This is a genomic window from Pseudomonas sp. GCM10022186 (assembly GCF_042656385.1).
Classification (GTDB): domain Bacteria; phylum Pseudomonadota; class Gammaproteobacteria; order Pseudomonadales; family Pseudomonadaceae; genus Metapseudomonas.
Genome location: NZ_JBHSOU010000059.1, coordinates 1 through 22,724 on the forward strand (window position 1 = coordinate 1; position 22,724 = coordinate 22,724).

18 protein-coding genes are annotated in these 22,724 nt (G+C 63.4%); 9 read left to right on the top strand and 9 right to left on the bottom strand.

The features are described from left to right. Window positions 1–268: 268 nt before the first annotated feature. The 5 genes from ACFPU0_RS18675 to ACFPU0_RS18695 form a co-directional block, all read right to left on the bottom strand. Entirely contained in the window at window positions 269–910 is a 642-nt protein-coding gene (locus tag ACFPU0_RS18675) for a hypothetical protein (RefSeq protein ID WP_377694770.1), read from the bottom strand. Window position 911: 1 nt separating this feature from the next. Further along, entirely contained in the window at window positions 912–2,141 is a 1,230-nt protein-coding gene (locus tag ACFPU0_RS18680; RefSeq protein ID WP_377694771.1) for a nucleotidyltransferase, read from the bottom strand. Continuing rightward, window positions 2,138–3,322, bottom strand: a complete 1,185-nt coding sequence (locus tag ACFPU0_RS18685) for an SAVED domain-containing protein (RefSeq protein ID WP_377694772.1) — start codon at window positions 3,320–3,322, stop codon at window positions 2,138–2,140. The genes ACFPU0_RS18680 and ACFPU0_RS18685 overlap by 4 nt, the downstream gene beginning before the upstream one ends. 343 nt (window positions 3,323–3,665) lie before the next feature. Next, the gene (locus tag ACFPU0_RS18690; RefSeq protein WP_377694773.1) at window positions 3,666–4,913 is read right to left on the bottom strand and encodes a ribonucleotide-diphosphate reductase subunit beta; all 1,248 of its coding nucleotides are present in this window, start codon (window positions 4,911–4,913) and stop codon (window positions 3,666–3,668) included. 189 nt (window positions 4,914–5,102) lie between these two features. Continuing rightward, the gene (locus tag ACFPU0_RS18695) at window positions 5,103–7,994 is read right to left on the bottom strand and encodes a ribonucleoside-diphosphate reductase subunit alpha (protein WP_377694774.1); all 2,892 of its coding nucleotides are present in this window, start codon (window positions 7,992–7,994) and stop codon (window positions 5,103–5,105) included. Window positions 7,995–8,705: 711 nt separating this feature from the next. Between ACFPU0_RS18695 and ACFPU0_RS18700 the strand changes: the two genes are divergently transcribed. Both ACFPU0_RS18700 and ACFPU0_RS18705 read left to right on the top strand, forming a co-directional pair. Further along, window positions 8,706–9,428: a response regulator gene (locus ACFPU0_RS18700; RefSeq protein WP_377694775.1), complete on the top strand. Its 723-nt coding sequence runs from the start codon at window positions 8,706–8,708 to the stop codon at window positions 9,426–9,428. Window positions 9,429–9,457: 29 nt separating this feature from the next. Beyond that, window positions 9,458–11,074 carry an ATP-binding protein gene (locus ACFPU0_RS18705; protein WP_377694776.1) on the top strand — a complete coding sequence of 539 codons (1,617 nt, stop codon included), beginning with the start codon at window positions 9,458–9,460 and terminating at the stop codon, window positions 11,072–11,074. A gap of 105 nt (window positions 11,075–11,179) precedes the next feature. Here the strand turns inward: ACFPU0_RS18705 and ACFPU0_RS18710 are convergent, their stop codons facing one another. After that, on the bottom strand, window positions 11,180–11,902 hold the full coding sequence (locus ACFPU0_RS18710; protein WP_377694778.1) for a 4'-phosphopantetheinyl transferase family protein: 723 nt from the start codon (window positions 11,900–11,902) through the stop codon (window positions 11,180–11,182). 363 nt (window positions 11,903–12,265) lie between these two features. Here ACFPU0_RS18710 and ACFPU0_RS18715 point away from each other — a divergent pair, with 363 nt between their 5' ends. The 3 genes from ACFPU0_RS18715 to ACFPU0_RS18725 all read left to right on the top strand — a co-directional run bounded on the left by ACFPU0_RS18715 (window position 12,266) and on the right by ACFPU0_RS18725 (window position 14,989). Further along, window positions 12,266–12,874 (top strand): outer membrane beta-barrel protein, encoded by a 609-nt coding sequence (locus ACFPU0_RS18715; protein ID WP_377694779.1) that lies wholly within the window; start codon window positions 12,266–12,268, stop codon window positions 12,872–12,874. A gap of 61 nt (window positions 12,875–12,935) precedes the next feature. Next, complete coding sequence (locus ACFPU0_RS18720) at window positions 12,936–13,613, top strand: response regulator (RefSeq protein ID WP_377694780.1); 678 nt, start codon at window positions 12,936–12,938, stop codon at window positions 13,611–13,613. Beyond that, the gene (locus tag ACFPU0_RS18725) at window positions 13,610–14,989 is read left to right on the top strand and encodes an ATP-binding protein (protein ID WP_377694781.1); all 1,380 of its coding nucleotides are present in this window, start codon (window positions 13,610–13,612) and stop codon (window positions 14,987–14,989) included. Before ACFPU0_RS18720 ends, ACFPU0_RS18725 begins: the two co-directional genes overlap by 4 nt. A gap of 154 nt (window positions 14,990–15,143) precedes the next feature. Here ACFPU0_RS18725 and ACFPU0_RS18730 read toward each other — a convergent pair whose 3' ends face one another. After that, window positions 15,144–16,142 carry an AraC family transcriptional regulator gene (locus ACFPU0_RS18730; RefSeq protein WP_377694782.1) on the bottom strand — a complete coding sequence of 333 codons (999 nt, stop codon included), beginning with the start codon at window positions 16,140–16,142 and terminating at the stop codon, window positions 15,144–15,146. 324 nt (window positions 16,143–16,466) lie between these two features. Between ACFPU0_RS18730 and ACFPU0_RS18735 the strand changes: the two genes are divergently transcribed. The 4 genes from ACFPU0_RS18735 (at window position 16,467) to ACFPU0_RS18750 (ending at window position 21,287) form a co-directional block, all read left to right on the top strand. Beyond that, window positions 16,467–17,765: a dicarboxylate/amino acid:cation symporter gene (locus tag ACFPU0_RS18735; RefSeq protein WP_377694783.1), complete on the top strand. Its 1,299-nt coding sequence runs from the start codon at window positions 16,467–16,469 to the stop codon at window positions 17,763–17,765. Between the two features lie 214 nt (window positions 17,766–17,979). Then, window positions 17,980–19,119, top strand: coding sequence for an acyl-CoA dehydrogenase family protein (locus ACFPU0_RS18740; RefSeq protein WP_377694784.1), 1,140 nt, complete (start codon window positions 17,980–17,982; stop codon window positions 19,117–19,119). A 136-nt stretch (window positions 19,120–19,255) separates the two neighbouring features. Further along, on the top strand, window positions 19,256–20,083 hold the full coding sequence (locus ACFPU0_RS18745; RefSeq protein WP_377694785.1) for an amidohydrolase family protein: 828 nt from the start codon (window positions 19,256–19,258) through the stop codon (window positions 20,081–20,083). A 22-nt stretch (window positions 20,084–20,105) separates the two neighbouring features. Then, a complete protein-coding gene (locus ACFPU0_RS18750; RefSeq protein WP_377694786.1) occupies window positions 20,106–21,287 on the top strand; it encodes a CaiB/BaiF CoA transferase family protein in 1,182 nt (393 codons plus the stop codon). Window positions 21,288–21,418: 131 nt separating this feature from the next. Here the strand turns inward: ACFPU0_RS18750 and ACFPU0_RS18755 are convergent, their stop codons facing one another. Next, the gene (locus ACFPU0_RS18755; RefSeq protein ID WP_377694787.1) at window positions 21,419–21,910 is read right to left on the bottom strand and encodes a SprT family zinc-dependent metalloprotease; all 492 of its coding nucleotides are present in this window, start codon (window positions 21,908–21,910) and stop codon (window positions 21,419–21,421) included. A 126-nt stretch (window positions 21,911–22,036) separates the two neighbouring features. Next, window positions 22,037–22,636, bottom strand: coding sequence for a Yip1 family protein (locus ACFPU0_RS18760; protein WP_377694788.1), 600 nt, complete (start codon window positions 22,634–22,636; stop codon window positions 22,037–22,039). Between the last annotated feature and the right edge of the window lie 88 nt (window positions 22,637–22,724).

The window sequence follows — 22,724 nt, forward strand, 5'->3', positions numbered from 1 at the left end:
ATACGATCAATCGGCTTAGCCGTATGACCTGAACCGCCGTATACGGAACCGTACGTACGGTGGTGTGAGAGGACGGTGGGGGCGACCCCACCTCCTACTCGATCGGTATTGCCGCCAAACACCACAAGCCACAAGCCGACTGGTGATCTCTTAGCAAACCGACGCGTAGCAATCGGGGCGCCAAAAGCGCCTTGATCCAGAGAATGAGGATGGCATGATTAATTTCAGTGAGAGGATTGCGATACACTCGCCGTGGAAGGCTATCGACTTAGATCTCTGCAAGCGTGTCCTTGAGTAGTCTTCTAGGGGCAGCGACCCGCAGCGCTGCCATTAATTTGTGAGTTCGGCATTTCACTAACTTTCTACCGCAGCCGCATGGGCAGGGCTTCTTGTTTACCAGGCGCTTCTTTTGAGTCAGAGTCTGGAGAAAGCGTTTCACCTCAGCCCTAGACAAGCAGCCGAAGAGTTTGATGTAGTCCTCCACCAACCCCCTTGATCCATGTGCAAGCTCGCCAAGCTTGAACCTCTCGTGCCCCATCTCGCCAAGCGATATTGCATAGAGGAAGGGAATGACGCAGCGTTCTATGAACTCGGTGAGCTTGAAGCTTTTGCCGAGAATCATGTGGAGCCTAATTGGGGCTCCAAGGCAAAGTGTCCCGTTTGGATTGATATGATGGTTGCCGTCGCTGGGTATTCTTCCTCCAATCTCATATACCTCTGGCAGTTGATCTTTGATCTGCTGCGAGATTTTGATGTGCAACTGAAAGCTGTCTACTACCGTAGGGGATCCGTCGTATGAAGCAGAAAATCTCAGCCGTCCCTTGATATGGACACAGCCATCCTGAGATGGCTTGAGAGCCATCCCAGGTTGGCTGTGAAGGAAGGCCTCAAGTTCGTCCAGCCGAGACATCTTAGTTGCGACCCCACGGGCGAGGCGCATCTTGCGGGATGTGCACATGTGGCGCCTGGACGGTGCTCGCGGCAATCTGCAGGCCGACTTTGCTCTCCAGCGTTGTAGCGGAGAATCGGACACCCAACTTGTCTTCGAGCTGCTCAGATAGCTCGGTGCTGTTAACGAGATCGCCTAGACGGGGGATGTCGATGGCTGCTTGGCGTACCCAGAAGTGGAAATTCTCCTTGAGATGGAGGCGCTGTCCTTCGGGGGTAATCCAGCGATCGGCGAAATTCTCACTTGGGTTGGCGGGGTTCGGGACTTCATTGGAGTTCGATGCGCGGAAGTCGATAAGGCTCCGAAGCACCTGTTCCATTGCCCCAGCTAAGGTCGGACTGCCACTGTAGCCGCGGGCAGCAAGCGTCGTGATGATGATCGAGATCGGCTTGGACTCGGAATTTGCCTTGAACATCAGGTCTCGATGTCGCTTGAGTAACTGGATGCAGCGCTGCAGGTGCGTTTTCCGGCGGTACAGCGGTACCTCATCAACCTGGGCGCGAGCTTCAATCAAGCCCATTAAACCTTCTCCCCGCTGGCGGGACTTGAACCACTCGATGTAGCCCTCGGGGTTGCTAACCTGCCAGTAGAGGTCCCTGATTCTGTAGTTGGGCGCCCGGTCGTCAGTGATGTTCACCGAGTCGTCTGCTACCGTGCTGGCCAGGGCTTTATCTAGCCCCCGGCTCTCCAATGCAGCAGTTAGCTGCTGCCTGTAGCCGAGATCGGTGGGAATGCAGGGCACGACATCCATGTGGAAGCTCAAGCCGTCCTGATACTCAAGTCGCCAGCAGCGGTGCTTTTCCTCTAGAGGGTTGGAGATACGGCGAGCCTCTCGGTAGCTCTCGAGCTCTTTCCCCACCATCTGCTTCAGGTCGTACTGATTGTGAGTCGCTTTGGTCACTCCTGTACGCAGTTTGCAAGCCAGATCGAGGTCATAGCTTTCACCATCGAGCAGCGGCCGGATGGCAGTGCCTAAGGCAAAGGACCCTTGGGCGAAAACATGCGGATCGTTAGCATCTATCGAGGACTCGGGGCGGCCGAACCATGCCCCCAGATCTTGGTAGCGGCTGATCGCCTTTTCATAGGCACTTTCCGGGAGCTCCAGAGCTTCCACGGCCAGTTTGAGCGTCTTCTCGTAGCGGTCGGCAGCCATGTTCTCCCAACTATCGCGCTTGGTCTGTTCGTTGCTCATGAGCATTGCTGGGCCTCCTGGGCCTCCGGGCCCAAATGCAGTGTTGGCTTGAACTGGTTCTGGCTATCTCTATCCCGATCAAGGATCAGGTACGGATGCTGATGTTGCGTGGTGAGCAGGGCGCCAAACTCGATAGCAAGGGCGGCCGGAATCGCCGCAAAAACATGGATCGTTTTCGGGGTCTGAGCCTCGAGTTGGCTGAGACGTATCTGGAGCGCGTCGCGGAACGCATGAATCACCCGCCGATTCTGGACCATCGTGTAACTGGGCTCCGGAATGGTCAGCTCGGCGATGCGTGCGCCAGGTAGGGCTTCGTACACATCGCGATGCGGGATCTGGGCTGAGATGGACAGCACCAGCGCTAGCGGCGCATCGTCATCTGGTGGGGGAGTGAACAGAAACGCTGGCGGCTCAGCAGCTTGATCGGGCCAGCGCAGGCGATGCTCGCGATTGAAGGAAAAGAGCAGGCGTTTAGAGCGGTCGCCTATGGCCTGTCCCAATAGCATCAGCGCTGGAATATCAGCCACACCCACGACGGCCAGCGCAGGCGCGTCGCCATAGGTGCCCCCACGGCGTTTCAGTTGCTGTTCCAGGTCGTGCTGGATGTCGTCCTTGATTTTCTGCCAATAGAACGTATCCCTGCCACGAGGTCCGGGAGGCGAGAACGTGATCTTGATGGGATGGTCGAAGGCCGTTAGTCCCTCGGAAGACATTGCAGTCAGCAGATCGCGAACGGAAATGTCATTGCTCGTTGCGAAGTGCTGGCTCTGCACGATTACGGGAATTGCGCGGCCGCCATCGGGCGTTGTCGCAGCGAGGCGGATACGTTCGAGGTAGGCTTGGTGCAGGCCACTCAGGTCATTTTCCGGGTAGCCATCCGCGTCACGATCAATCTTCTTGTGACAGCCTGGGCAGAGGAGCATGAGGTTGGCGCTGTCGTTAGTGAGCCCCTGCGCCTTTGCTTCGTCATGGTCCTTACGCCCCCGCGGACCTTGGGGGCTGGCCGGTAGGATGTGGGCTACCTCGCCCCACTTCATTGGCTTGCCTGCGCGATAGTCGAACGTGAGATCGGTGCCGCATAGCTCGCAGTGGCCGGCAGCCTGAGTCCAGACGATTCGTTTCGTTTCGTCGTTGGTGTCGTACCGCCCATTTGCGGGCTTGGTCTTTCCTTGTTCGTCCAATTCGGCGTACCCCCTGGTACATCGATGATCCTGGCTTGTGATGGCCAGACGGAATCAAACTGAGGTTGTAAGTTACACGGGAAGGTGACGGCTGCTTTTCCCCCAAAGCGGAGCTGTCTCGCCAGTAAAAAGGGCCAGCGAGCAATGCTCGCCGGCCCTGTTGTTTACTCATTGCTGCCCTCAATTCCTTCGGGGCTAATGGTCTCGACCGTACTACTAGCCAGCCTCGGATGGCCGGCGCCGCTGCCCTCCCCAGGGCAGCGGCTAAGCACCGGATTGGTGCACCGTTTCAACATTCAGTGAAAAAATTTCAGTGTTTGTTGAAAAACTACGCTTGCCCAATTCAATCCCAGCTCAGCGCGCCACCAGTTTGGTATTCAATAACGCGCGTCTCGAAGAAGTTCTTCTCCTTCTTCAGGTCCATGATCTCGGACATCCACGGGAACGGGTTGCTGGCCCCCGGGTATTCCTCTTTCAGGCCGATCTGGGTCAGGCGGCGGTTGGCGATGAACTTGAGGTAGTCCTCCATCATGGCCGCGTTCATGCCCAGTACGCCGCGCGGCATGGTGTCGCGAGCGTATTCGATCTCGAGCTGGGTGCCCTGGAGGATCATCTGGGTGGCTTCGTCCTTCATCGCCGCATCCCACAGGTGCGGGTTCTCGATCTTGATCTGGTTGATCATGTCGATGCCGAAGTTCAGGTGCATGGACTCGTCGCGCAGGATGTACTGGAACTGCTCGGCGGTGCCGGTCATCTTGTTGCGGCGACCCATGGAGAGGATCTGGGTGAAGCCGCAGTAGAAGAAGATGCCTTCCAGTACGCAGTAGTAGGCGATCAGGTTGCGCAGGAACTGGCGGTCGGTTTCCGGGGTGCCGGTTTCGAAGCGCGGGTCGGAGATGGAGCGGGTGTACTTGAGGCCCCAGGAGGCCTTTTTCGCGACGCTCGGGATCTCGTGGTACATGTTGAAGATCTCGCCTTCATCCATGCCCAGGGACTCGATGCAGTACTGGTAGGCGTGGGTGTGGATAGCCTCTTCGAAGGCCTGGCGCAGGATGTACTGGCGGCATTCGGGGTTGGTGATCAGGCGGTACACGGCCAGCACCAGGTTGTTGGCAACCAGGGAGTCGGCGGTGGAGAAGAAGCCCAGGGAACGCTTGACGATGCGGCGCTCGTCTTCGCTGAGGCCGTCCTTGCTCTTCCACAGAGCGATGTCGGCGTTCATGTTCACTTCCTGGGGCATCCAGTGGTTGGCGCAGCCATCCAGGTACTTCTGCCAGGCCCAGTCGTACTTGAAGGGCACGAGCTGGTTGAGGTCGGCGCGGGCGTTGATCATCTGCTTGTCGCCGACCTGCACGCGCGCGGCGGAGCCTTCGAGGTCGTCCAGGCCTTCCTGGATGTCGAGGGCGTCCAGGGCCTTCTTGGCGCGGGCGACGGCGTCGGAGTCGGCGGCGGATACGGCGCGCGCGTCTTCAACGGAGCCGGCGGCTTCGTCGTCGAGCTTGTCGACGGCAGCGGCGGCGGCCTGGGCTACGGCGGGGGCCGCCTTGGCTTCGGTGGGGTCTTCCTTGTCGAATTCGTCCCAGCTGAGCATTGTTCCTCTCCTGGTGTCTGGATGCGTGATTGGTGGTGCACGCTAAAGCGGTGGTTCATGGCCGGGCGGTGGATTGCCCTGGCCTGTGCACACCCGGTTTGTGGGTGTGGCTCTTGCTGTTCTTGCCCTCACCCCCGGCCCCTCTCCCGCAAGCGGGAGAGGGGAGGGAGGGGCTTCGTGCGTGACCTGTTACTGGCAGGCTTCGCAGTCCGGGTTGTCGATGGAGCAGGCCTTCGGCACCGGAGCCGGTTGCGGTGCGGCGGCCGGGGCGGCTTGCAGGCCTTCGTCGATCACCGAGCTCACTGCGTTCAGCTTGCCGGTGTTGATGGTGGACTTCTCGGTGCTGGTGGCGGCCAGGGCACGGAGGTAGTAGGTGGTCTTCAGGCCACGGTACCAGGCCATGCGGTAGGTCACGTCCAGCTTCTTGCCGGAGGCGCCGGCGATGTAGAGGTTCAGGGACTGGGCCTGGTCGATCCACTTCTGGCGGCGGCTGGCGGCGTCGACGATCCACTTGGTTTCGACCTCGAAGGCGGTGGCGTACAGGTCTTTCAGGTCTTGCGGGATGCGCTCGATCTGCTGCACGGAGCCGTCGTAGTACTTCAGGTCGTTGACCATGACCGGGTCCCACAGGCCACGGGCCTTGAGGTCGTGTACCAGGTAGGGGTTGATCACGGTGAATTCGCCGGAGAGGTTCGACTTCACGTAGAGGTTCTGGTAGGTCGGCTCGATGGACTGCGATACGCCGGTGATGTTGGCGATGGTCGCGGTCGGCGCGATGGCCATGATGTTCGAGTTGCGGATGCCTTTCTTGACGCGCTCGCGCACCGGGGCCCAGTCCAGGCTCTCGCTCTGGTCGACTTCGATGTACTTGGCGCCACGGGCTTCGATCAGCAGCTTCTGGGAGTCGATCGGCAGGATGCCTTGCGACCACAGGGAGCCCTGGAAGGTCTCGTAGGCGCCGCGCTCTTCGGCCAGGTCGCAGGAGGCCTGGATGGCGAAGTAGCTGATGGCTTCCATGGACTTGTCGGCGAAGTCGATGGCGGCGTCGGAACCGTAGGCGATGTGCTGCAGGTACAGGGCGTCCTGGAAGCCCATGATGCCGAGGCCAACCGGACGGTGCTTGAGGTTGGAGTTCTTCGCCTGCGGAACCGAGTAGTAGTTGATGTCGATGACGTTATCGAGCATGCGCACGGCGGTCTTCACGGTGCGGCCGAGTTTCTCGACGTCCAGCTTGCCATCATTGATGTGGTTCACCAGGTTCACCGAACCCAGGTTGCACACGGCGATCTCGTCCTTGTTGGTGTTCAGGGTGATCTCGGTGCACAGGTTGGAGCTGTGCACCACGCCCACGTGCTGCTGCGGGCTACGCAGGTTGCACGGGTCCTTGAAGGTCAGCCACGGGTGGCCGGTCTCGAACAGCATGGAGAGCATCTTGCGCCACAGGTCCTTGGCCTGGATGACCTTGTGCAGCTTCAGCTTGCCGTAGGTGGCCAGGGCTTCGTAGTACTCGTAGCGCTCCTCGAAGGCCTTGCCGTAGAGGTCGTGCAGGTCGGGTACGTCGGACGGGGAGAAGAGGGTCCAGGTGCCGTCTTCGAACACGCGCTTCATGAACAGGTCCGGAATCCAGTTCGCGGTGTTCATGTCGTGGGTACGGCGGCGGTCGTCACCGGTGTTCTTGCGCAGCTCGAGGAATTCCTCGATGTCCAGGTGCCAGGTTTCCAGGTAGGCGCAGACGGCGCCCTTGCGCTTGCCGCCCTGGTTCACGGCGACGGCGGTGTCGTTCACCACTTTCAGGAACGGAACCACGCCCTGGGACTTGCCGTTGGTGCCCTTGATGTAGGAGCCCAGCGCGCGCACCGGGGTCCAGTCGTTGCCCAGGCCACCGGCGAATTTCGACAGCATGGCGTTGTCGTGGATGGCGCTGTAGATGCCCGACAGGTCGTCCGGAACGGTGGTCAGGTAGCAGCTGGAGAGCTGCGGACGCAGGGTGCCGGCGTTGAACAGGGTCGGGGTCGAGCTCATGTAGTCGAAGGACGACAGCAGGTTGTAGAACTCGATGGCGCGCTCTTCCTTCTGCGGTTCTTCGATGGCCAGGCCCATGGCCACGCGCATGAAGAAGACCTGCGGCAGTTCGAAGCGGATGCCGTCCTTGTGGATGAAGTAGCGGTCGTACAGGGTCTGCAGGCCGAGGTAGGTGAACTGCTGGTCGCGCTCGTGGTTCAGGGCGCGGCCCAGTTTCTCCAGGTCGAATTCCTTCAGTTTCGGATCGATCAGTTCGAACTCGACGCCCTTCTCGACGTAGGCCGGCAGGGCCTTGGCGTAGAGGTCGGCCATTTCGTGATGGGTGGCGCTTTCGGCGACGCCGAGGAAGCCCAGGGCTTCGGCGCGCAGGGTGTCCATCAGCAGGCGGGCGGTGACGTAGGAGTAGTTCGGCTCGCGCTCCACCAGGGTGCGGGCGGTCATCACCAGGGCGGTGTTGACGTCTTTTTCGGCCACGCCGTCGTAGAGGTTCTTCAGGGTTTCACGCTCGATCAGCGCGCCGTCGACTTCGGCCAGGGCTTCGCAGGCTTCGCTGATGATGGTGTTCAGGCGGCCCATGTCCAGCGGAACCAGGGTGCCGTCGGCACGGGTGATGCGGATGCTCGGGTGCGGCTGGGCGACTTCGGCGCCGGCGCTGCGCTTGGCGCGCTCCTGGGCACGGGCTTCGCGGTACAGAACGTAGTCGCGGGCGACCTTCTGCTCGCCGGCGCGCATCAGGGCGAGTTCGACCTGGTCCTGGATTTCTTCGATGTGGATGGTGCCGCCGGAGGGCATGCGGCGCTTGAAGGTGGCGGTGACCTGCTCGGTCAGGCGCGCGACGGTTTCATGGATACGCGAAGAAGCAGCGGCAGTACCGCCTTCCACGGCGAGGAACGCTTTGGTGATGGCAACGGTGATCTTGTCGTCGGTGTAAGAAACGACGGTGCCGTTGCGTTTGATCACGCGCAGCTGGCCGGGCGCAGTAGCTGCCAGATCCTGGTTGGAATCGGCGGCCTGCGGCGCTGCGGCCTGCGGGTTCTCGCGAGTGGTGTCGGTCTGCATGGGGTTCTCCATGTTCTGATTTATCTAAGGGCGCCCGAGTCGCCTTCGTTCCCTTTTCACAACGCCATACGCACGGCGGGGGGGCCGGGCGTGAAGGAGTGCGACGGGGCTGAAGGACAGGACTCAAGTGCCTTCCTGGCCCTACAAGTCAATTGCCACGGTGTGAAGCCGCCGTGACAACACAATACCTAGTGGTGGACGCTGTTCACGCCGCACCCGCTTCCGGCCCCCAGTCACGGTCTTCGTGTCCTGGGCCGGCACTGCTCGCCAAAGGCGGGCGGTGGGTGAAATACCGCATGTGACGCACCGGTGGTCGGGCTCGGAAAAAGCCTCTAGCGCTTGATTCTAATTGTGTCCGGTGGTACGCCCTCACCCCAATATGTAGGGGCTGGGCTCGATGGGGGTACAAGATAATGCGCTATCGGGGGCATTGCAAGGCGACCCACAACATCTAGCCTGTGGATAAGTTGTGGGTGATTTGTGGGTGACTGCGGGGTAACGATGGCGAAGGCCCGGCGGCTCTAGGCTCTGCCGTTCGTCGCCGCCGAAATGCATGTTTTCCGGCCTTGGCGGAGCTGTCGATGGCGTCGCAAGCTAACACAATATCTTGTGTTTTGGAGTTTCTTTGGCATGCGCTGTGCTATCGGTCCGTCGTTGCTACAATGCGGGCCCTTTTTCCGATGGTCTTGACGCTGTCTGCGGGAGTGCGTGGTGGAGCAAGAAGCCTGGCGAATCCTCATTGTCGAAGATGATCAGCGGCTGGCCGATCTGACTCGTGAATACCTGGAAGGCAACGGCCTGCAGGTGGCCATCGAGTCCGACGGCGGCCAGGCGGTGGCGCGCATCCTCAAGGAGCGCCCGGACCTGGTGGTGCTGGACCTGATGCTGCCGGGCGAGGACGGCCTGTCCATCTGCCGCAAGCTGCGCGGCCAGTACGAGGGGCCGATCCTGATGCTCACCGCGCGCACCGATGACATGGACCAGGTGCTGGGGCTGGAGCTGGGCGCCGACGATTACGTGTGCAAGCCGGTGCGTCCGCGTGTGTTGCTGGCACGCATTCGCGCCCTGTTGCGGCGCAGCGAGGCGGTGGCCGAGCCGCCGGCGGCGGAGAACCAGCGGCGCCTGGAATTCGGTCCGCTGGTGATCGACAACGCCATGCGCGAAGCCTGGCTGAACGCGCGCAGCATCGAGCTGACCAGCGCCGAATTCGACCTGCTGTGGCTGCTGGCGGTGAATGCCGGACGCATCCTGTCCCGCGAGGAGATCTTCAACTCCCTGCGCGGCATCGAGTACGACGGCCAGGATCGCTCCATCGACGTGCGTATCTCGCGCATCCGCCCGAAGATCGGTGACGACCCCATGCACCCGCGCCTGATCAAGACGGTGCGCAGCAAGGGCTATCTATTCGTAAGAGAGGCCGCCGAAGGTCTCTGACAAGGCCGCCGGCGAGCGGGCGACAGTTCATGAATTCGATCTTCCTGCGCATATATGGCGGCATGCTGGTGTCCCTGGTGCTGGTGGCGCTGCTGGGCGTCTTCACCATCCACCAGGTCAACCAGGTGCGCGCCGAGCAGTACCGTGAAAGCCTGGCCCGCGGCACCTTCCGCCTGATGGCGGACAACCTCCAGCCCATGAATGAAGTGGAGCGACGCCGCGCGATAGTGCTCTGGGGCCGCCTGCTGGGCATTCCCCTGGAGCTGCAGCCCATGGAGGGGGCGGGCCTGGATAACCGGGCGCGCAGCCGCCTGGTGCGCGGCCAGGTGCTGGTGGAACAGACCGGGCCCCACGCGGCGCGGGTGATCAGCCTGGTCAGCGTGAGCGAGCGGCTGATGCTCACCGGCGAGGTGGAGCAGATCAGCGAACAGCTGGCGCGGGCCACCATTTACCTGCTGATGGATGAGCTGGTGCGCTTCCCGGTGAACGAGCAGCCCCAGCGCCTGGCCTCGATCAAGGAGAACAAGCAGTTCGGCTTCGACCTGCGCCTGATCCCGCTGAAGGAGGCCGACCTCGATGCCGACCAGCGCCGCCGGGTGGACGAGGGCGATACCGTGATGGCGCTCGGCAAGGATGGTGACTCCATCCGCGTGTTCGCCGGCATGGTGGACACGCCCTGGGTGCTCGAGATGGGGCCGCTGTACCAGATGAACCCCTATCCGCCGCAGATGCTGGTGCTGATCGGCTTCCTCGGCCTGACCCTGATCGGCCTTACCGTGTACTTCCTGGTGCGCCAGCTGGAGCACCGTCTGATGGGCCTGGAGAGTGCCGCCACCGCCATCGCCCAGGGCAATCTGGATGCGCGGGTGCCGGCGAGAGGGGGTGACTCGGTGGGCCGCCTGGCCGCGGCCTTCAACGGCATGGCCGTGCAGCTGCAGCGCCTGTTGACGATGCAGCGGGAGCTGGTGCGCGCGGTGTCCCACGAGCTGCGCACCCCGGTGGCGCGGCTGCGCTTCGGTCTGGAGATGATCGCCGATGCCGCGACCGACGAGGCACGGCGCAAATACATGGACGGCATGGATGGCGACATCCAGGAGCTGGACAAGCTGGTGGACGAGATGCTGACTTATGCGCGCCTGGAACAGGGCTCGCCGGCCCTGCATTTCCAGCGGGTGGACCTGGATGCGCTGTTCGACCAGGTGATCGCCGAGCTTTCACCGCTGCGTGCTTCGGTGCGCATCGAGCGCGGCCTGTGCCTGAACGTCGGTAGCGACGGCGCCTGGGTGGAGGCCGAGCCGCGTTATCTGCACCGTGCCCTGCAGAACCTGGTGAGCAACGCCATACGCCATGCCGAGTCGCGGGTGCAGCTGAACTACCAGATCGGCCACAAGCGTTGCCGCATCGACGTCGAGGATGACGGCCCCGGTGTGCCGGAAAGCCAGTGGGAGAAGATCTTCAAGCCCTTCATGCGCCTGGACGACAGCCGTACCCGAGCCTCCGGCGGCCATGGCCTGGGGCTGTCCATCGTGCGGCGGATCATCTACTGGCATGCCGGCCGCGCCCAGATCGGCCGCAGTGAAGCCCTGGGCGGCGCGCGTTTCAGCCTGGTCTGGCCGCGCCGGCGGAGCGAGGCGGAGTCGCTGTAGGTTCTGGCCGCTGTAGGGGCGAATTCATTCGCCAAGGGCGGCGCAGCTGCCCCCATCAAACCCTGCAGGGCAGGCCTTCGGCCTGCTTGGCGAATGAATTCGCCCCTACAAGTTTGTCGGTACTGCCACCAGGCTGAGCATTCGGCCCTGGAAGAGGCAATGCCAGCCATCCAGCTCCTTTCCCGCCGTCCATTCTCCCGACAGCTCGATCAGCAGCCGCAGCTTGGCGCGGCTTCCATCGCAGCCCAGCAGCTCGGCGTCATGGAAATAGAAGCGCTTGCCCACCAGGGGGTAGAGCGCCTTGAACAGGCTCTCCTTGAGGGAGAAGGTCAGGGTGATGCGCTCGGCCTGCTGCTCGGGGGGGAGGTCGGCCAGTCGTTGCAGTTCGGCCGGGGTGAGGATTTCTTCCGCCAGGCGCAGGGCACGCCTGGTCGCCAGCGGCTCTTCCAGGTCCAGGCCAAGGCCGCGCCACTTCTCGCTGCTGGCCACCAGGGCGGACGCCAGCCCGTGGCTGTGGCTGATGCTGCCGGTGATGCCGCTCGGCCAGACCGGCGCGCGGTCCTCCCCAAGCGCGGGTACTTCGGGGCGACCGGTCAGGGCGAGGAGGGCGGCGCGGGCGCAGAGGCGGCCGGCGAGGAACTCCGTCTGCCGCTTGGCTACCGAGCGCTGGATATTGGCCGGCGCGGGAATGGCGCAACGGGAAAAGTCGTCGGCGGCCAGTCGGTCCGGATCGAAGCGGCAGGAGCGCATGAGCACACCTGGCAGGACTTCAGCGAAGGGCCAGGTGGGATCGATTGGGCTGCAGCAGGCGGGGTGGTTCGAAGTCATGGCGGCATTCTGCCCGGCGTCGGCGGAATCGGCCAGCAACAGCACCGTTTACATATGTTTGCAAATGGCAAACAAAGCGAAACGGAACCCCGGCCATGCTTTTTGCCAGACTAGCCCTGCGTTTCTTCTGGAACGCAGGTGAGGTTGTAGTCTGGATTTCTGGCGTTGCCGGTTCCGGACATTTTCTCTGAATCGAGTGCGGGAGCCCGTTTGGGCTCCCGTTTTTTTTGCGTCAGATGCGAGGGCGTGGCGGACCCGGGGTTCGTTCAGGGTTGGTACAGGAAGTGTTCAGCTGGAGTTCAGGGGCAAGCGGGCAACCTGCATCCCGTGTTCAGCCATACCCCACTCGAAGAGGAACACCTCATGAAACTCGCACTGAACCGTATAGCCCTCGCTACCGCCCTGGCCCTGGCTGCTGCCGGCGCCCAGGCCGCGGACACCTTCGTCGGCCTGACCTGGGGCCAGACCAACAACAACATCCAGAAATCCGATTCGCTGAATGCGAACCTGGTTCCCAGCCCCGCGCTGGACAAGGTCATCCACAAGACCGGGACCTGGGGCCTGCGTGTCGGCCAACAGGATGATGTCGGCCGCTACTACGCGACCTACGAGAATATTTCCGACAGCGACAGCGGCAACAAGCTGCGCCAGCAAAACCTCCTGGGCAGCTACGATCTGTTCCTGCCGCTCGGTGACAACAACACCAAGCTGTTCGGCGGCGCCACCCTTGGCCTGGTGAAGCTGGAGCAGGACAGCCGCGGGTTCAGCCGCGACAGCAACATCAACTATGCAGCCGGCCTGCAGGCGGGGCTCCTGCAGGAGCTGAACAAGAGTGCGTCCATCGAGGCCGGCTACCGCTACTTGCGCACCAATGTCAGCGTCGACCTGGCCGAGCAGGGTGGCCCCAAGCTGGGCTCCGTGGGCCTGCACAGCAGCGGCCAAGCCTACCTGGGAGCCAACTACAAGTTCTGAGTCGTTCCGAGCAAGCGGCCGGGCACCTGCCCGGCTGCCTCATTCATAGGAGGAACTGCTCATGAAACTGCTGGTCGTGGAAGACGAGGCGCTGCTGCGCCATCACCTCTACACCCGCCTGGGCGAGCAGGGGCATGTGGTGGATGCCGTGCCGAACGCCGAGGAAGCGCTCTACCGCGCCGCGGAATACAACCATGATCTGGCCGTGATCGACCTCGGCCTGCCCGGCATCAGCGGACTTGACCTGATTCGCCAGCTGCGCAGCCAGGGCAGGAACTTCCCCATCCTGATTCTCACCGCCCGCGGCAACTGGCAGGACAAGGTGGAGGGCCTGGCCGCCGGCGCCGACGACTATGTGGTCAAGCCGTTCCAGTTCGAAGAGCTGGAGGCGCGGCTCAATGCCTTGCTGCGCCGTTCCTCGGGCTTCGTCCAGTCGACCATCGAGGCGGGGCCGTTGCTGCTCGACCTCAATCGCAAGCAGGCACAGCTGGATGGCGAGACGGTGCCGCTCACCGCCTACGAATACCGCATCCTCGAGTACCTCATGCGTCATCACCAGCAGGTGGTCGCCAAGGAGCGCCTGATGGAACAGCTCTACCCCGATGACGAGGAGCGCGATCCCAACGTGATCGAGGTGCTGGTCGGGCGCCTGCGCCGCAAGCTGGAGGGTGGCAGCGGCTTCAAACCCATCGACACGGTGCGAGGCCAGGGCTACCTGTTCACCGAGCGCTGCCGATGACCCGTCGTTGGCGATACGTCTACCGGCGCCTGGGATCCTCCCTGCGTGTGCGCTTGATGCTGGGCGCAGCGGTGATGGCGGTGCTGTTCATGCTGGCGCTGCTGCCGGCGTTGCACGGGGCTTTCGTCATCGCCCTGGAGCAGTCCATCCAGCAGCGCCTGGCGGCCGACGCCAGTGCGCTGATCGCCGCGGCGCGGGTGGAGAACGGCGAGCTGCGGATGCCCGAAAAGCTGCCCAATGAGGAGTTCGACAACCTCGACGCCCGCCAGCTGGGCTACATCTATGACAGCGAGGGGCGGTTGGTCTGGCAGTCGCGTTCGTCGCGGGACGAGCGCATGGACTACCAGCCGCGCTACGACGGCCAGACCCATGAGTTCCTCCGGGTCGCCGATGGCGAGGGGCACGAGTTCTTCGTCTACGATGTGGAGGTGGACCTGCTGCGGGGCCAGAAGGCCGCCTACAGCGTGGTCACCATGCAATCGTTCAACGACTACCAGGGTATGTATGACGGCTTCGTGCGGCAGCTCTACTTCTGGCTGGGAGCGGCGCTGCTGGTACTGCTGGGCCTGCTCTGGTTCGGGCTCACCTGGGGATTCCGCAGCCTGCGCGGGCTCAGCGCCGAGCTGGACGAGGTGGAGTCCGGCAGCCGCGACAGCCTGAGCGACGAGCACCCCCGCGAGCTGCTGCGCCTGACCAAGTCCCTCAACCGCCTGCTGGACAGTGAGCGCCTCCAGCGCGAGCGTTATCGCAACTCCCTGGACGACCTGGCCCACAGCCTGAAGACGCCCTTGTCGGTGCTGCAGGGGGTCAGCGAGACCATCGCCGCCAGGCCCGCCGACCGCGAACAGGCGCGGGTGCTGCAGGGCCAGATCGAGCGCATGAGCCAGCAGATCGGCTACCAGCTGCAGCGCGCCTCCCTGCGCAAGAGCGGCCTGGTGCGCCACCGCGTGCAGCTGGCGCCCTTGCTGGACACCCTCTGCGAAGCCCTGGACAAGGTCTATCGCGAGAAACGTGTGCGGGTGACGCGGGATTTCGACCGGAGCCTGATGATCCCGATGGAACAGGGGGCCTTGCTGGAGATGCTCGGCAACCTGCTGGAAAACGCCTTCCGCCTTTGTCTCGGACAAGTCCGCGTCAGCGCCCTGGTACAGGGCGGCCAGTGCGAGCTGCGGGTGGCGGACGACGGTCCCGGCGTGCCGATGGACCAGCGCGAACGCATCCTCAAGCGCGGCGAGCGGCTGGACTCCCAGCATCCGGGGCAGGGTATCGGTACCGCGGTAGTCAAGGACATAGTCGAGAGCTATGGCGGCGAGCTGTTTCTCGAGGAGTCGGCGCTGGGCGGGGCGGAGTTTCGGATCAGGTTTCCGGTGTTGTAATCAGATTCGCCTTCAGGTGAAGCGGTCGCTTTCCTTGTAGGGGCGAATTCATTCGCCAGGCAGGCCGAAGGTCTGCGCCTTTGAGACTGATCGGGGGCAGCGGTGCTGCCCTTGGCGAATGAATTCGCCCCTACAGGATCTCCGAGCTAGGTGTTCACACTTCCTGCGCCCGATACGCCCCCGGGGTCAGCCCCGTCCACTTCTTGAACGCCCGATGGAAAGCCGAGGGCTCGGAAAAGCCGAGCTGCTCGGCGATGTCCTGGATCGACAGCTCGTCGCGGCCAAGGTGGTAGATGGCCAGGTCGCGGCGCAAGTGGTCTTTCAACTCCTGGAAGCTCGAACCTTCTTCCCGCAGGTGCCGGCGCAGGGTCTGCGGGCTGATGTGCAGCTGCTGGGCCACGGCTTCCAGGTCGGGCCAGGTGCGGCAGTCGCGACCCAGCAGGCGGCGGATCTGGCTGGTCAGGCTGTCGCCGCCATCGGGGCGGGCCAGCAGGTCGGCCGGAGAATCTTCGAGGAAGTGCTTGAGGGTGCGCTCGTCCTGCAGCAGCGGCATGGCCAGGTAGCGGGTGTGGAAGCGCAGGCCGGTACGGGGCGCGTTGAAACGGCGGGCGGTGGGGAAGAGCAGTTCGTACTCGCTGGCGTGGGCCGGTTCCGCATAGTCGAAGGTGGCTTCTTCCAGGCGGATGCGCTGGCCGATCAGCCAGCTGCCCAGGCGGTGCCAGATCAGCAGCAGGCTTTCCACCAGGAAGTGGTCGGGGTCCAGGAGTGCCGAGTCGTTCAGCGTCAGCATGACGAAGTCGCCGTCCCGTTCCAGTCGGATGTCCGGCGGATCGGGGAACAGCCCATAGAAGAGGGCGCCCCGCGTCAGGGCCTTTTCCAGGGTGCGGCAGTGGATGATGGCGTGGCACATCATGGCGAAGGTGCCGCGCTTGCTGCGTTGCCGGGCCAGCCCCATGAATTCGTCGTCCAGGGTTTCCCAGAGCAGCCGCATCAGCCGCGCGAACTGCTCCGGGGCGACCCGGGCGCGGGGCTCGTCCAGCAGCGCCGGCTGGATCCCGGCGCCGCGCAACAGGGCTGCGCAATCCACGCCATTGCGTTCGGCGCCACGCAGGGCGGCCCGGACGAAATGACTGGCAATGGTGCGTTCGCGCATGGGGTCTGATCCGTGGTCGGGGAGGCCGATGGTAGGGCGGCGATTGTGGTGGCCACAAGGGCGGAAGTGGCGGAAATCCCCCTGGGGGCGTGGCGGAAATCCGCCCGAGCAGGGCTGAACAGCAAGCCTGCTATTTATTTAAGTTATTGAAAAATAAGGATTTATTCTATTTTGGGGACTTGGCACAGCGGCTGCTATAGGAACAGTGCCGTCCATTCGACTGGACCGCACAACAACAAAAGTCTCCCGGAAAGGGAGATATGTCGATCACGGTGACGCCGGACCTTACGGAACAGGTCGGGATCACTAGAAAGGAACACTGCCATGTCCCGCCAACCGTTCTACAAGAGCTTGTACGTCCAGGTCATTGTCGCCATCACCATCGGCATCCTCCTGGGCCACTTCTATCCGGAAACCGGCGTCGCGCTCAAACCCCTGGGTGACGGCTTCGTCAAGCTGATCAAGATGGCCATCGCGCCCATCATCTTCTGCACCGTGGTCAGCGGCATCGCTGGCATGCAGGACATGAAGGCAGTGGGCAAGACCGGCGGCTACGCGCTGGCTTACTTCGAAATCGTCTCCACCGTGGCCCTGATCATCGGCCTGGTGGTGGTCAACATCGTGCAGCCTGGCGTCGGCATGCATGTCGACCCGTCCACCCTGGACACCAAGGGCATCGCCGCCTTTGCCGCCGCCGGCGAGCAACAGAGCACCATCGCCTTCCTGCTCAATGTCATCCCCGGCACCATAGTCGGCGCCTTCGCCTCGGGCGACATCCTGCAGGTGCTGTTCTTCTCGGTGATCTTCGCCTTCGCCCTGCAGCGCATGGGTGACTATGGCCGTCCGGTGCTGGAGTTCATCGACCGCATCGCCCACGTGATGTTCGGCATCATCAACATGATCATGAAGGTCGCCCCCATCGGTGCCTTCGGCGCCATGGCCTTCACCATCGGCCAGTACGGCGTGGGCTCGCTGGTGCAGCTCGGCCAGCTGATGCTGTGCTTCTACATCACCTGCGTGTTCTTCATCCTGGTGGTCCTGGGCGGTATCGCCCGTGCCCACGGCTTCAGCATCCTGCGCTTCATCCGCTACATCCGCGAAGAGCTGCTGATCGTGCTCGGCACTTCCTCTTCCGAGTCGGCCCTGCCGCGCATGCTGAACAAGATGGAAAAGCTGGGCGCGAACAAGTCCGTGGTCGGCCTGGTCATCCCCACCGGCTACTCGTTCAACCTGGACGGCACCTCCATCTACCTGACCATGGCCGCGGTGTTCATCGCCCAGGCCACTGACACGCCGATGGACCTCACCCACCAGCTGACCCTGCTGGCCGTGCTGCTGGTCGCCTCCAAGGGCGCCGCCGGCGTCACCGGCTCCGGTTTCATCGTGCTGGCTGCCACCCTGTCCGCCGTCGGCACCCTGCCGGTTGCCGGCCTGGCGCTGATCCTCGGCATCGACCGCTTCATGTCCGAAGCCCGCGCCCTGACCAACCTGATCGGCAACGGCGTCGCCACCATCGTCGTCGCCAAGTGGTGCAAGCAGCTGGACGAGAACACCCTGCAGAGCGAACTGGCTTCCGGTGGCAAGTCCGCCGAGCAGCCTGCTGCTCCGCAAACTGCTGCCTGATCGGCTAAAGCGTTCTCCTCCAGCCGAGGAGGATTTCTCAGGCCCGGCCCCCGTAGCCGGGCTTTTTTTGTCCGCGATTTTTCCCCTGTGGGAGCGATTTCAATCGCGAATGCCGTGACCGATCGGGTCAATTCCCCTGAGCGCTTGCGTCATTGAGGGCGTCCGGCGCTGGCGCCTAACCTGCGGCACGACTTCGGCCCTGGGAGGCAACACCATGCAGCGCATTCATTTCGAGACTGAGCACAACCTGTTCCGCGACGCCTTCCGCGCCTTCCTGCAGAAAGAGGTAGTGCCGCACCAGGATGAGTGGGAGGACGCCGGGGTGGTCGACCGTGGCGTCTGGAAGAAGGCGGGGGAGATGGGCTTCCTGCTGCCCTGGGCGGACGAGGAGTACGGCGGCGCCGGGCTCAAGGACTTCCGCTACGAGCAGATCATGGCCGAGGAATTGGCCTACATCAACGAACCGGGCTTCATGATCCCGCTGCATTCCGCCCTCTGCGGCCCCTATATCGCCGAGTACGGCAACGCCGAGCAGAAGGCGCGCCTGCTGCCGGGGATCATCCGTGGCGAGACCATCCTCGCCGTGGCCATGACCGAGCCTTCGGCCGGCTCCGACCTGGCCGGCATGCGCACCACGGCGGTGGACAAGGGCGACCACTGGCTGCTCAACGGTTCCAAGGTGTTCATCTCCAACGGCCTGCTGGCGGACGTGGTGATAGTCGCCGCCAAGACCGACCCGTCGAACAAGCACGCCATGGGCCTGTTCCTGGTGGAGCGGGGCATGGAGGGCTTCGAGCGCGGGCGCACCCTGAAGAAGCTGGGCATGAAGAGCCAGGACACCGCCGAGCTGTTCTTCAACAACCTCAAGGTGCCGAAGGAGAACCTGCTGGGCGATGCCAAGGGCGGTTTCTTCTACCTGATGAACATGCTGGCCCAGGAGCGCCTGACCAATGCCTGTGGCGCGGTCGCCGGGGCCGAGGCGGCGCTGCGGACCACCATCGACTACGTGAAGGAGCGCAAGGCCTTCGACCGACCCGTGGCGCAGTTCCAGAACACCCGCTTCAAGCTGGCCGAGATGCGTACCCAGATCGACGTGGCCCAGGTGTTCACCGACCGCTGCGTGATGGACCACAACCAGAACAAGCTCACCCCGGAGGTGGCCGCCGAGGCCAAGCTGTTCACCACCGAACTGCTGGGCAAGGTGGTCGATGAAGGCGTGCAGCTGCACGGCGGCTGGGGCTACATGTGGGAGTACCCGATCTGCAGGATGTACGCGAACGCGCGCATCCAGCGCATCTTCGCCGGCACCTCGGAAATCATGAAAGAGATCATCAGCCGCGGCATGAAGCTCTGACGCCATGGCCGGCCCCTGATGGTGGATCGATGAAGCGTGATCCACCCTACGCAGGGCCGCTTTCCGTAGGGTGGAAATCCGCGTGGCGGATTTCCACCGCAACCACAGCGCAGATGAACCAACGGAGGAGTTGACCATGTCCAGAACCGGCACCATCGACGCCTGGGCCCAACTGGCCACCGGCCGCACCCGCGAGCTGATTCCCGAAGCGGTGCGCCTGTTCGAGAAGTCCGGGACCACGGCCCTGCTCGACAGGGGCCTGAGCCCCGAGGAAACCGTGGCCGAGATGGACAAGGCCGGCATCGACAAGCTGATGGTCAGCGCCTGGTGCCGGCCCGAGCGCTGGGTCAGCACCAACGACGAAGTGGCCGAATACACCCGCGCCTACCCTGACCGTTTCGTCGGCGTCGCCGCGGTGGACATGAGCAAGCCCATGGCCGCCCTGCGCGAACTGGAGCGGGCGGTGAACGAGCTGGGGTTCAAGGCGCTGCGGGTGGTGCCCTGGCTATGGAAGCTGCCGCCCAACCACCGGCTTTACTACCCGCTCTATGTGAAGTGCATCGAACTGGACATCCCGTTCTGCACCCAGGTCGGCCACACCGGCCCGCTGATGCCCTCGGAAACCGGCCGGCCCGTGCCCTATCTGGACGAGGTGGCGCTGGACTTCCCCGAGCTGCGCATCGTCGCCGGGCATATCGGCCATCCCTGGACCGAGGAAATGATCGGTGTCGCCTGGAAGCACGACAACATCTACATCGATACTTCTGCCTACCTGCCGCGCTACTACCCCCAGGCCCTGCTGCAGTACATGAGGAGCTACGGCCAGGACAAGGTGCTGTTCGGCAGCAACTTCCCGCAGCTGTCGCTTTCCCGCTGCATGGAGCAGGTAGCCGAGCTGGGCCTGTCGGATGAGGTGCGCGAGAAGTTCCTGCACGCCAACGCGCGCAGAGTGTTCAAACTGTAGGGGCATGATTCAAGGAGAAACCATGAAAGGCCCGCTGTCTTCGCTGAAAATCCTCGATTTCTCCACCCTGCTGCCAGGGCCTTTCGCCTCGTTGCTGCTGGCCGACATGGGCGCCGATGTGCTGCGGGTGGAATCCCCCTCGCGCATGGACCTGGTGCGCGTGCTGCCGCCCCACGACGGTGGCGTCTCCACCAGCCACGCCTACCTCAATCGCAACAAGCGCAGTATCGCCCTGGACCTGAAACAGCCAGAAGCGGTGGAGCTGGTCAAGCAACTGGTGGGCGAGTACGACATCGTCCTGGAACAGTTCCGTCCCGGCGTGATGGACAGGCTGGGCCTGGGCTATGAGGCGCTGAAGGCGGTCAATCCGAAGCTGATCTACGTCTCCATCACCGGCTACGGCCAGACCGGCCCTTATCGTGACCGTGCCGGGCATGACATCAACTACCTGGCGCTGGCCGGCATCGCCAGTTACACCGGGCGCCGCGACAGCGGGCCACTGCCGCTGGGCGTGCAACTGGCGGATATCGGCGGTGGTTCGTTGCACGGGGTGATGGGCCTGCTGGCGGCGGTGATCCATCGCCAGGCCACGGGGGAGGGGCAGCAGGTGGATGTGAGCATGACCGACTGCGCCTTCGCCCTGCATGGCATGGCCGGCGCGGCGTACCTGGGCGCCGGTGCGGAGCCGGACATGGAGAACCAGGTACTCAATGGCGGCAGCTTCTACGACTACTACCGCACCCGCGATGGCCGCTGGTTCTCGGTGGGCAGCCTGGAGCCGCAGTTCATGCAGCAGTTATGCGCGGCGATCGGCCGGCCGGAGCTTGCGGCCAAGGGGTTGTCGCCCAAGGCCGAGGACCAGCGCGAGCTGAAGCGCGCCATCGAGATCGAGTTCGAGAAGCGCGATTTCGCCGAGTGGCTGGAGGTCTTCGCCGCGCTGGATGCCTGCGTGGAGCCCATGCTGCCGCTTTCCGAGGCGGTGGAGCATCCGCAGATCAAGGCCCGCGGGCTGGTGGTGGAAGTGCCGCGGGAAGGGCTGCCGCCGCAGAAGCAGATCGCCTGCCCGATCAGGTTTTCCGCTGGCCTGCCGGAGCCGCGCCATACCGGCGGGGCGGTGGGCTCGCATACGGCTGATGTGCTGGCCGAGCTGGGACTGAGCACCGAACGGATAGAGGCGCTGATGGCGGCGAAGGTGGTGGGGTAGAACCGGGGGCGATGCAATCTGTAGGGGCGAATTCATTCGCCAAGGGTTGCGTAGCGACCCCCTTCCGGCCGGCAGGGCAGACCTTCGGTCTGCTTGGCGAATGAATTCGCCCCTACAGGTAAGGCTTCGCCTTACTCGCGGCGCTCTTCCCCACTGAACACCAGGGTCACCCGGCAGCGCCGGCAGTAGTAGCGGCGGCCGCGGGCCACCAGGGCGTGGCGCTGGGCCGAGAAGGGGTGGCCTTCGGGGCAGGCGCAGCGATAGAGGTAGCGGGTGACCTTGCGCCGCTTCACTTCATAGTTGTGGCAGCGGTTGGGCGGCAGCTCGTAGACCCCGCGCATGATCAGCTGCCATTCCTCGCCATGGGGCTGGATGCACGGGCCGAACAACTGATGGGCCACCAGGTGCGCCACTTCGTGGGCCACCGTCTGGCGCAGGAAGTCTTCCCGGTTTTCGCGGTAGAGCTGCGGGTTGAAGCGCAGTTTGTTCTCGTCGAGATGGGCGACGCCGGCCTTCTGCCCGCGCAGCTTGAAACTCACGTCGGGGCGGGGGAACCGGCATTTGAAAAAGTCTTCGGCCTGCTGGTAGCAGGATTCGACGCGGGCAAGTAGCTGCTCGGGCATAAGGCACTCCGTTGGCGTGCGATTATGCCGCAAAGCCGGGACTTTCCGAGATTGCTGACGCCGAGCGGTCGTTCCGCCGGAATGGAAAAGGCCGCCCGCAGGCGGCCTCATCGTCAGCAGGGTTGATCAGCTGGTGTACACCGGCCCCAGGCCGAAGCCCCAGAGAATGACCGCCGAGGCGATCATCGCCACCAGTACCACCAGGCCCACCGCCAGCACCGAGCTGGAGAACAGGAAGCCTTCGTCCTTGGGAATGTTCATGAAGGCCGGTATGCCCACGTAGAGCAGGTAGACCGTGTAGCAGATGGCCAGGGTGCCCACCGTCGCGCCGAACCAGAGGTGCGGGTAGAGCGCGGCCAGGCCGCCGATGAACAGCGGGGTCGCACAGTAGGCGGCGAAGACGATGCACTCGGTGATGCTCGGGTTGGCGTCGTAGGTGCGCGCCATCCAGTGGATGAAACCGCCCATCACCGCCACACCGGCCAGCATCGCCACGTAGGACATGATGGACATCTGCAGGGCGCTGGCCTGGGTGAGCATCACGGGATCGCCCTTGCCCAGTACCCAGCCGACCTGGGTGGTGCCGATATAGGCGGAAATCACGGGAATTGCAGCAAGGATCAGGACGTGGGTGAGGTACATGTGGCTGACGCTTTCCTCTTCGCCACGAATCTCCTGCCACTCTTGATCGGGATGGGTGAAGAGCCCCCAAACGTGGTGGATCATGCTGAACACCTCCTCATTATTATGAGGTCGCCCCCCAGCGAAGCGCCGGGGGCGCGTAGCCAGCGCCACCCGGTGCCCGGCCGACCTA

What these genes read in the sequence shown, in the direction of transcription:
- ACFPU0_RS18675 (WP_377694770.1), bottom strand. Translation starts at nt 910, where the DNA reads ATGTCTCGGCTGGACGAACTTGAGGCCTTCCTTCACAGCCAACCTGGG.
- ACFPU0_RS18680 (WP_377694771.1), bottom strand. Translation starts at nt 2,141, where the DNA reads ATGAGCAACGAACAGACCAAGCGCGATAGTTGGGAGAACATGGCTGCC.
- ACFPU0_RS18690 (WP_377694773.1), bottom strand. Translation starts at nt 4,913, where the DNA reads ATGCTCAGCTGGGACGAATTCGACAAGGAAGACCCCACCGAAGCCAAG.
- ACFPU0_RS18695 (WP_377694774.1), bottom strand. Translation starts at nt 7,994, where the DNA reads ATGCAGACCGACACCACTCGCGAGAACCCGCAGGCCGCAGCGCCGCAG.
- ACFPU0_RS18705 (WP_377694776.1), top strand. Translation starts at nt 9,458, where the DNA reads ATGAATTCGATCTTCCTGCGCATATATGGCGGCATGCTGGTGTCCCTG.
- ACFPU0_RS18710 (WP_377694778.1), bottom strand. Translation starts at nt 11,902, where the DNA reads ATGACTTCGAACCACCCCGCCTGCTGCAGCCCAATCGATCCCACCTGG.
- ACFPU0_RS18715 (WP_377694779.1), top strand. Translation starts at nt 12,266, where the DNA reads ATGAAACTCGCACTGAACCGTATAGCCCTCGCTACCGCCCTGGCCCTG.
- ACFPU0_RS18720 (WP_377694780.1), top strand. Translation starts at nt 12,936, where the DNA reads ATGAAACTGCTGGTCGTGGAAGACGAGGCGCTGCTGCGCCATCACCTC.
- ACFPU0_RS18725 (WP_377694781.1), top strand. Translation starts at nt 13,610, where the DNA reads ATGACCCGTCGTTGGCGATACGTCTACCGGCGCCTGGGATCCTCCCTG.
- ACFPU0_RS18730 (WP_377694782.1), bottom strand. Translation starts at nt 16,142, where the DNA reads ATGCGCGAACGCACCATTGCCAGTCATTTCGTCCGGGCCGCCCTGCGT.
- ACFPU0_RS18735 (WP_377694783.1), top strand. Translation starts at nt 16,467, where the DNA reads ATGTCCCGCCAACCGTTCTACAAGAGCTTGTACGTCCAGGTCATTGTC.
- ACFPU0_RS18740 (WP_377694784.1), top strand. Translation starts at nt 17,980, where the DNA reads ATGCAGCGCATTCATTTCGAGACTGAGCACAACCTGTTCCGCGACGCC.
- ACFPU0_RS18745 (WP_377694785.1), top strand. Translation starts at nt 19,256, where the DNA reads ATGTCCAGAACCGGCACCATCGACGCCTGGGCCCAACTGGCCACCGGC.
- ACFPU0_RS18750 (WP_377694786.1), top strand. Translation starts at nt 20,106, where the DNA reads ATGAAAGGCCCGCTGTCTTCGCTGAAAATCCTCGATTTCTCCACCCTG.
- ACFPU0_RS18755 (WP_377694787.1), bottom strand. Translation starts at nt 21,910, where the DNA reads ATGCCCGAGCAGCTACTTGCCCGCGTCGAATCCTGCTACCAGCAGGCC.
- ACFPU0_RS18760 (WP_377694788.1), bottom strand. Translation starts at nt 22,636, where the DNA reads ATGATCCACCACGTTTGGGGGCTCTTCACCCATCCCGATCAAGAGTGG.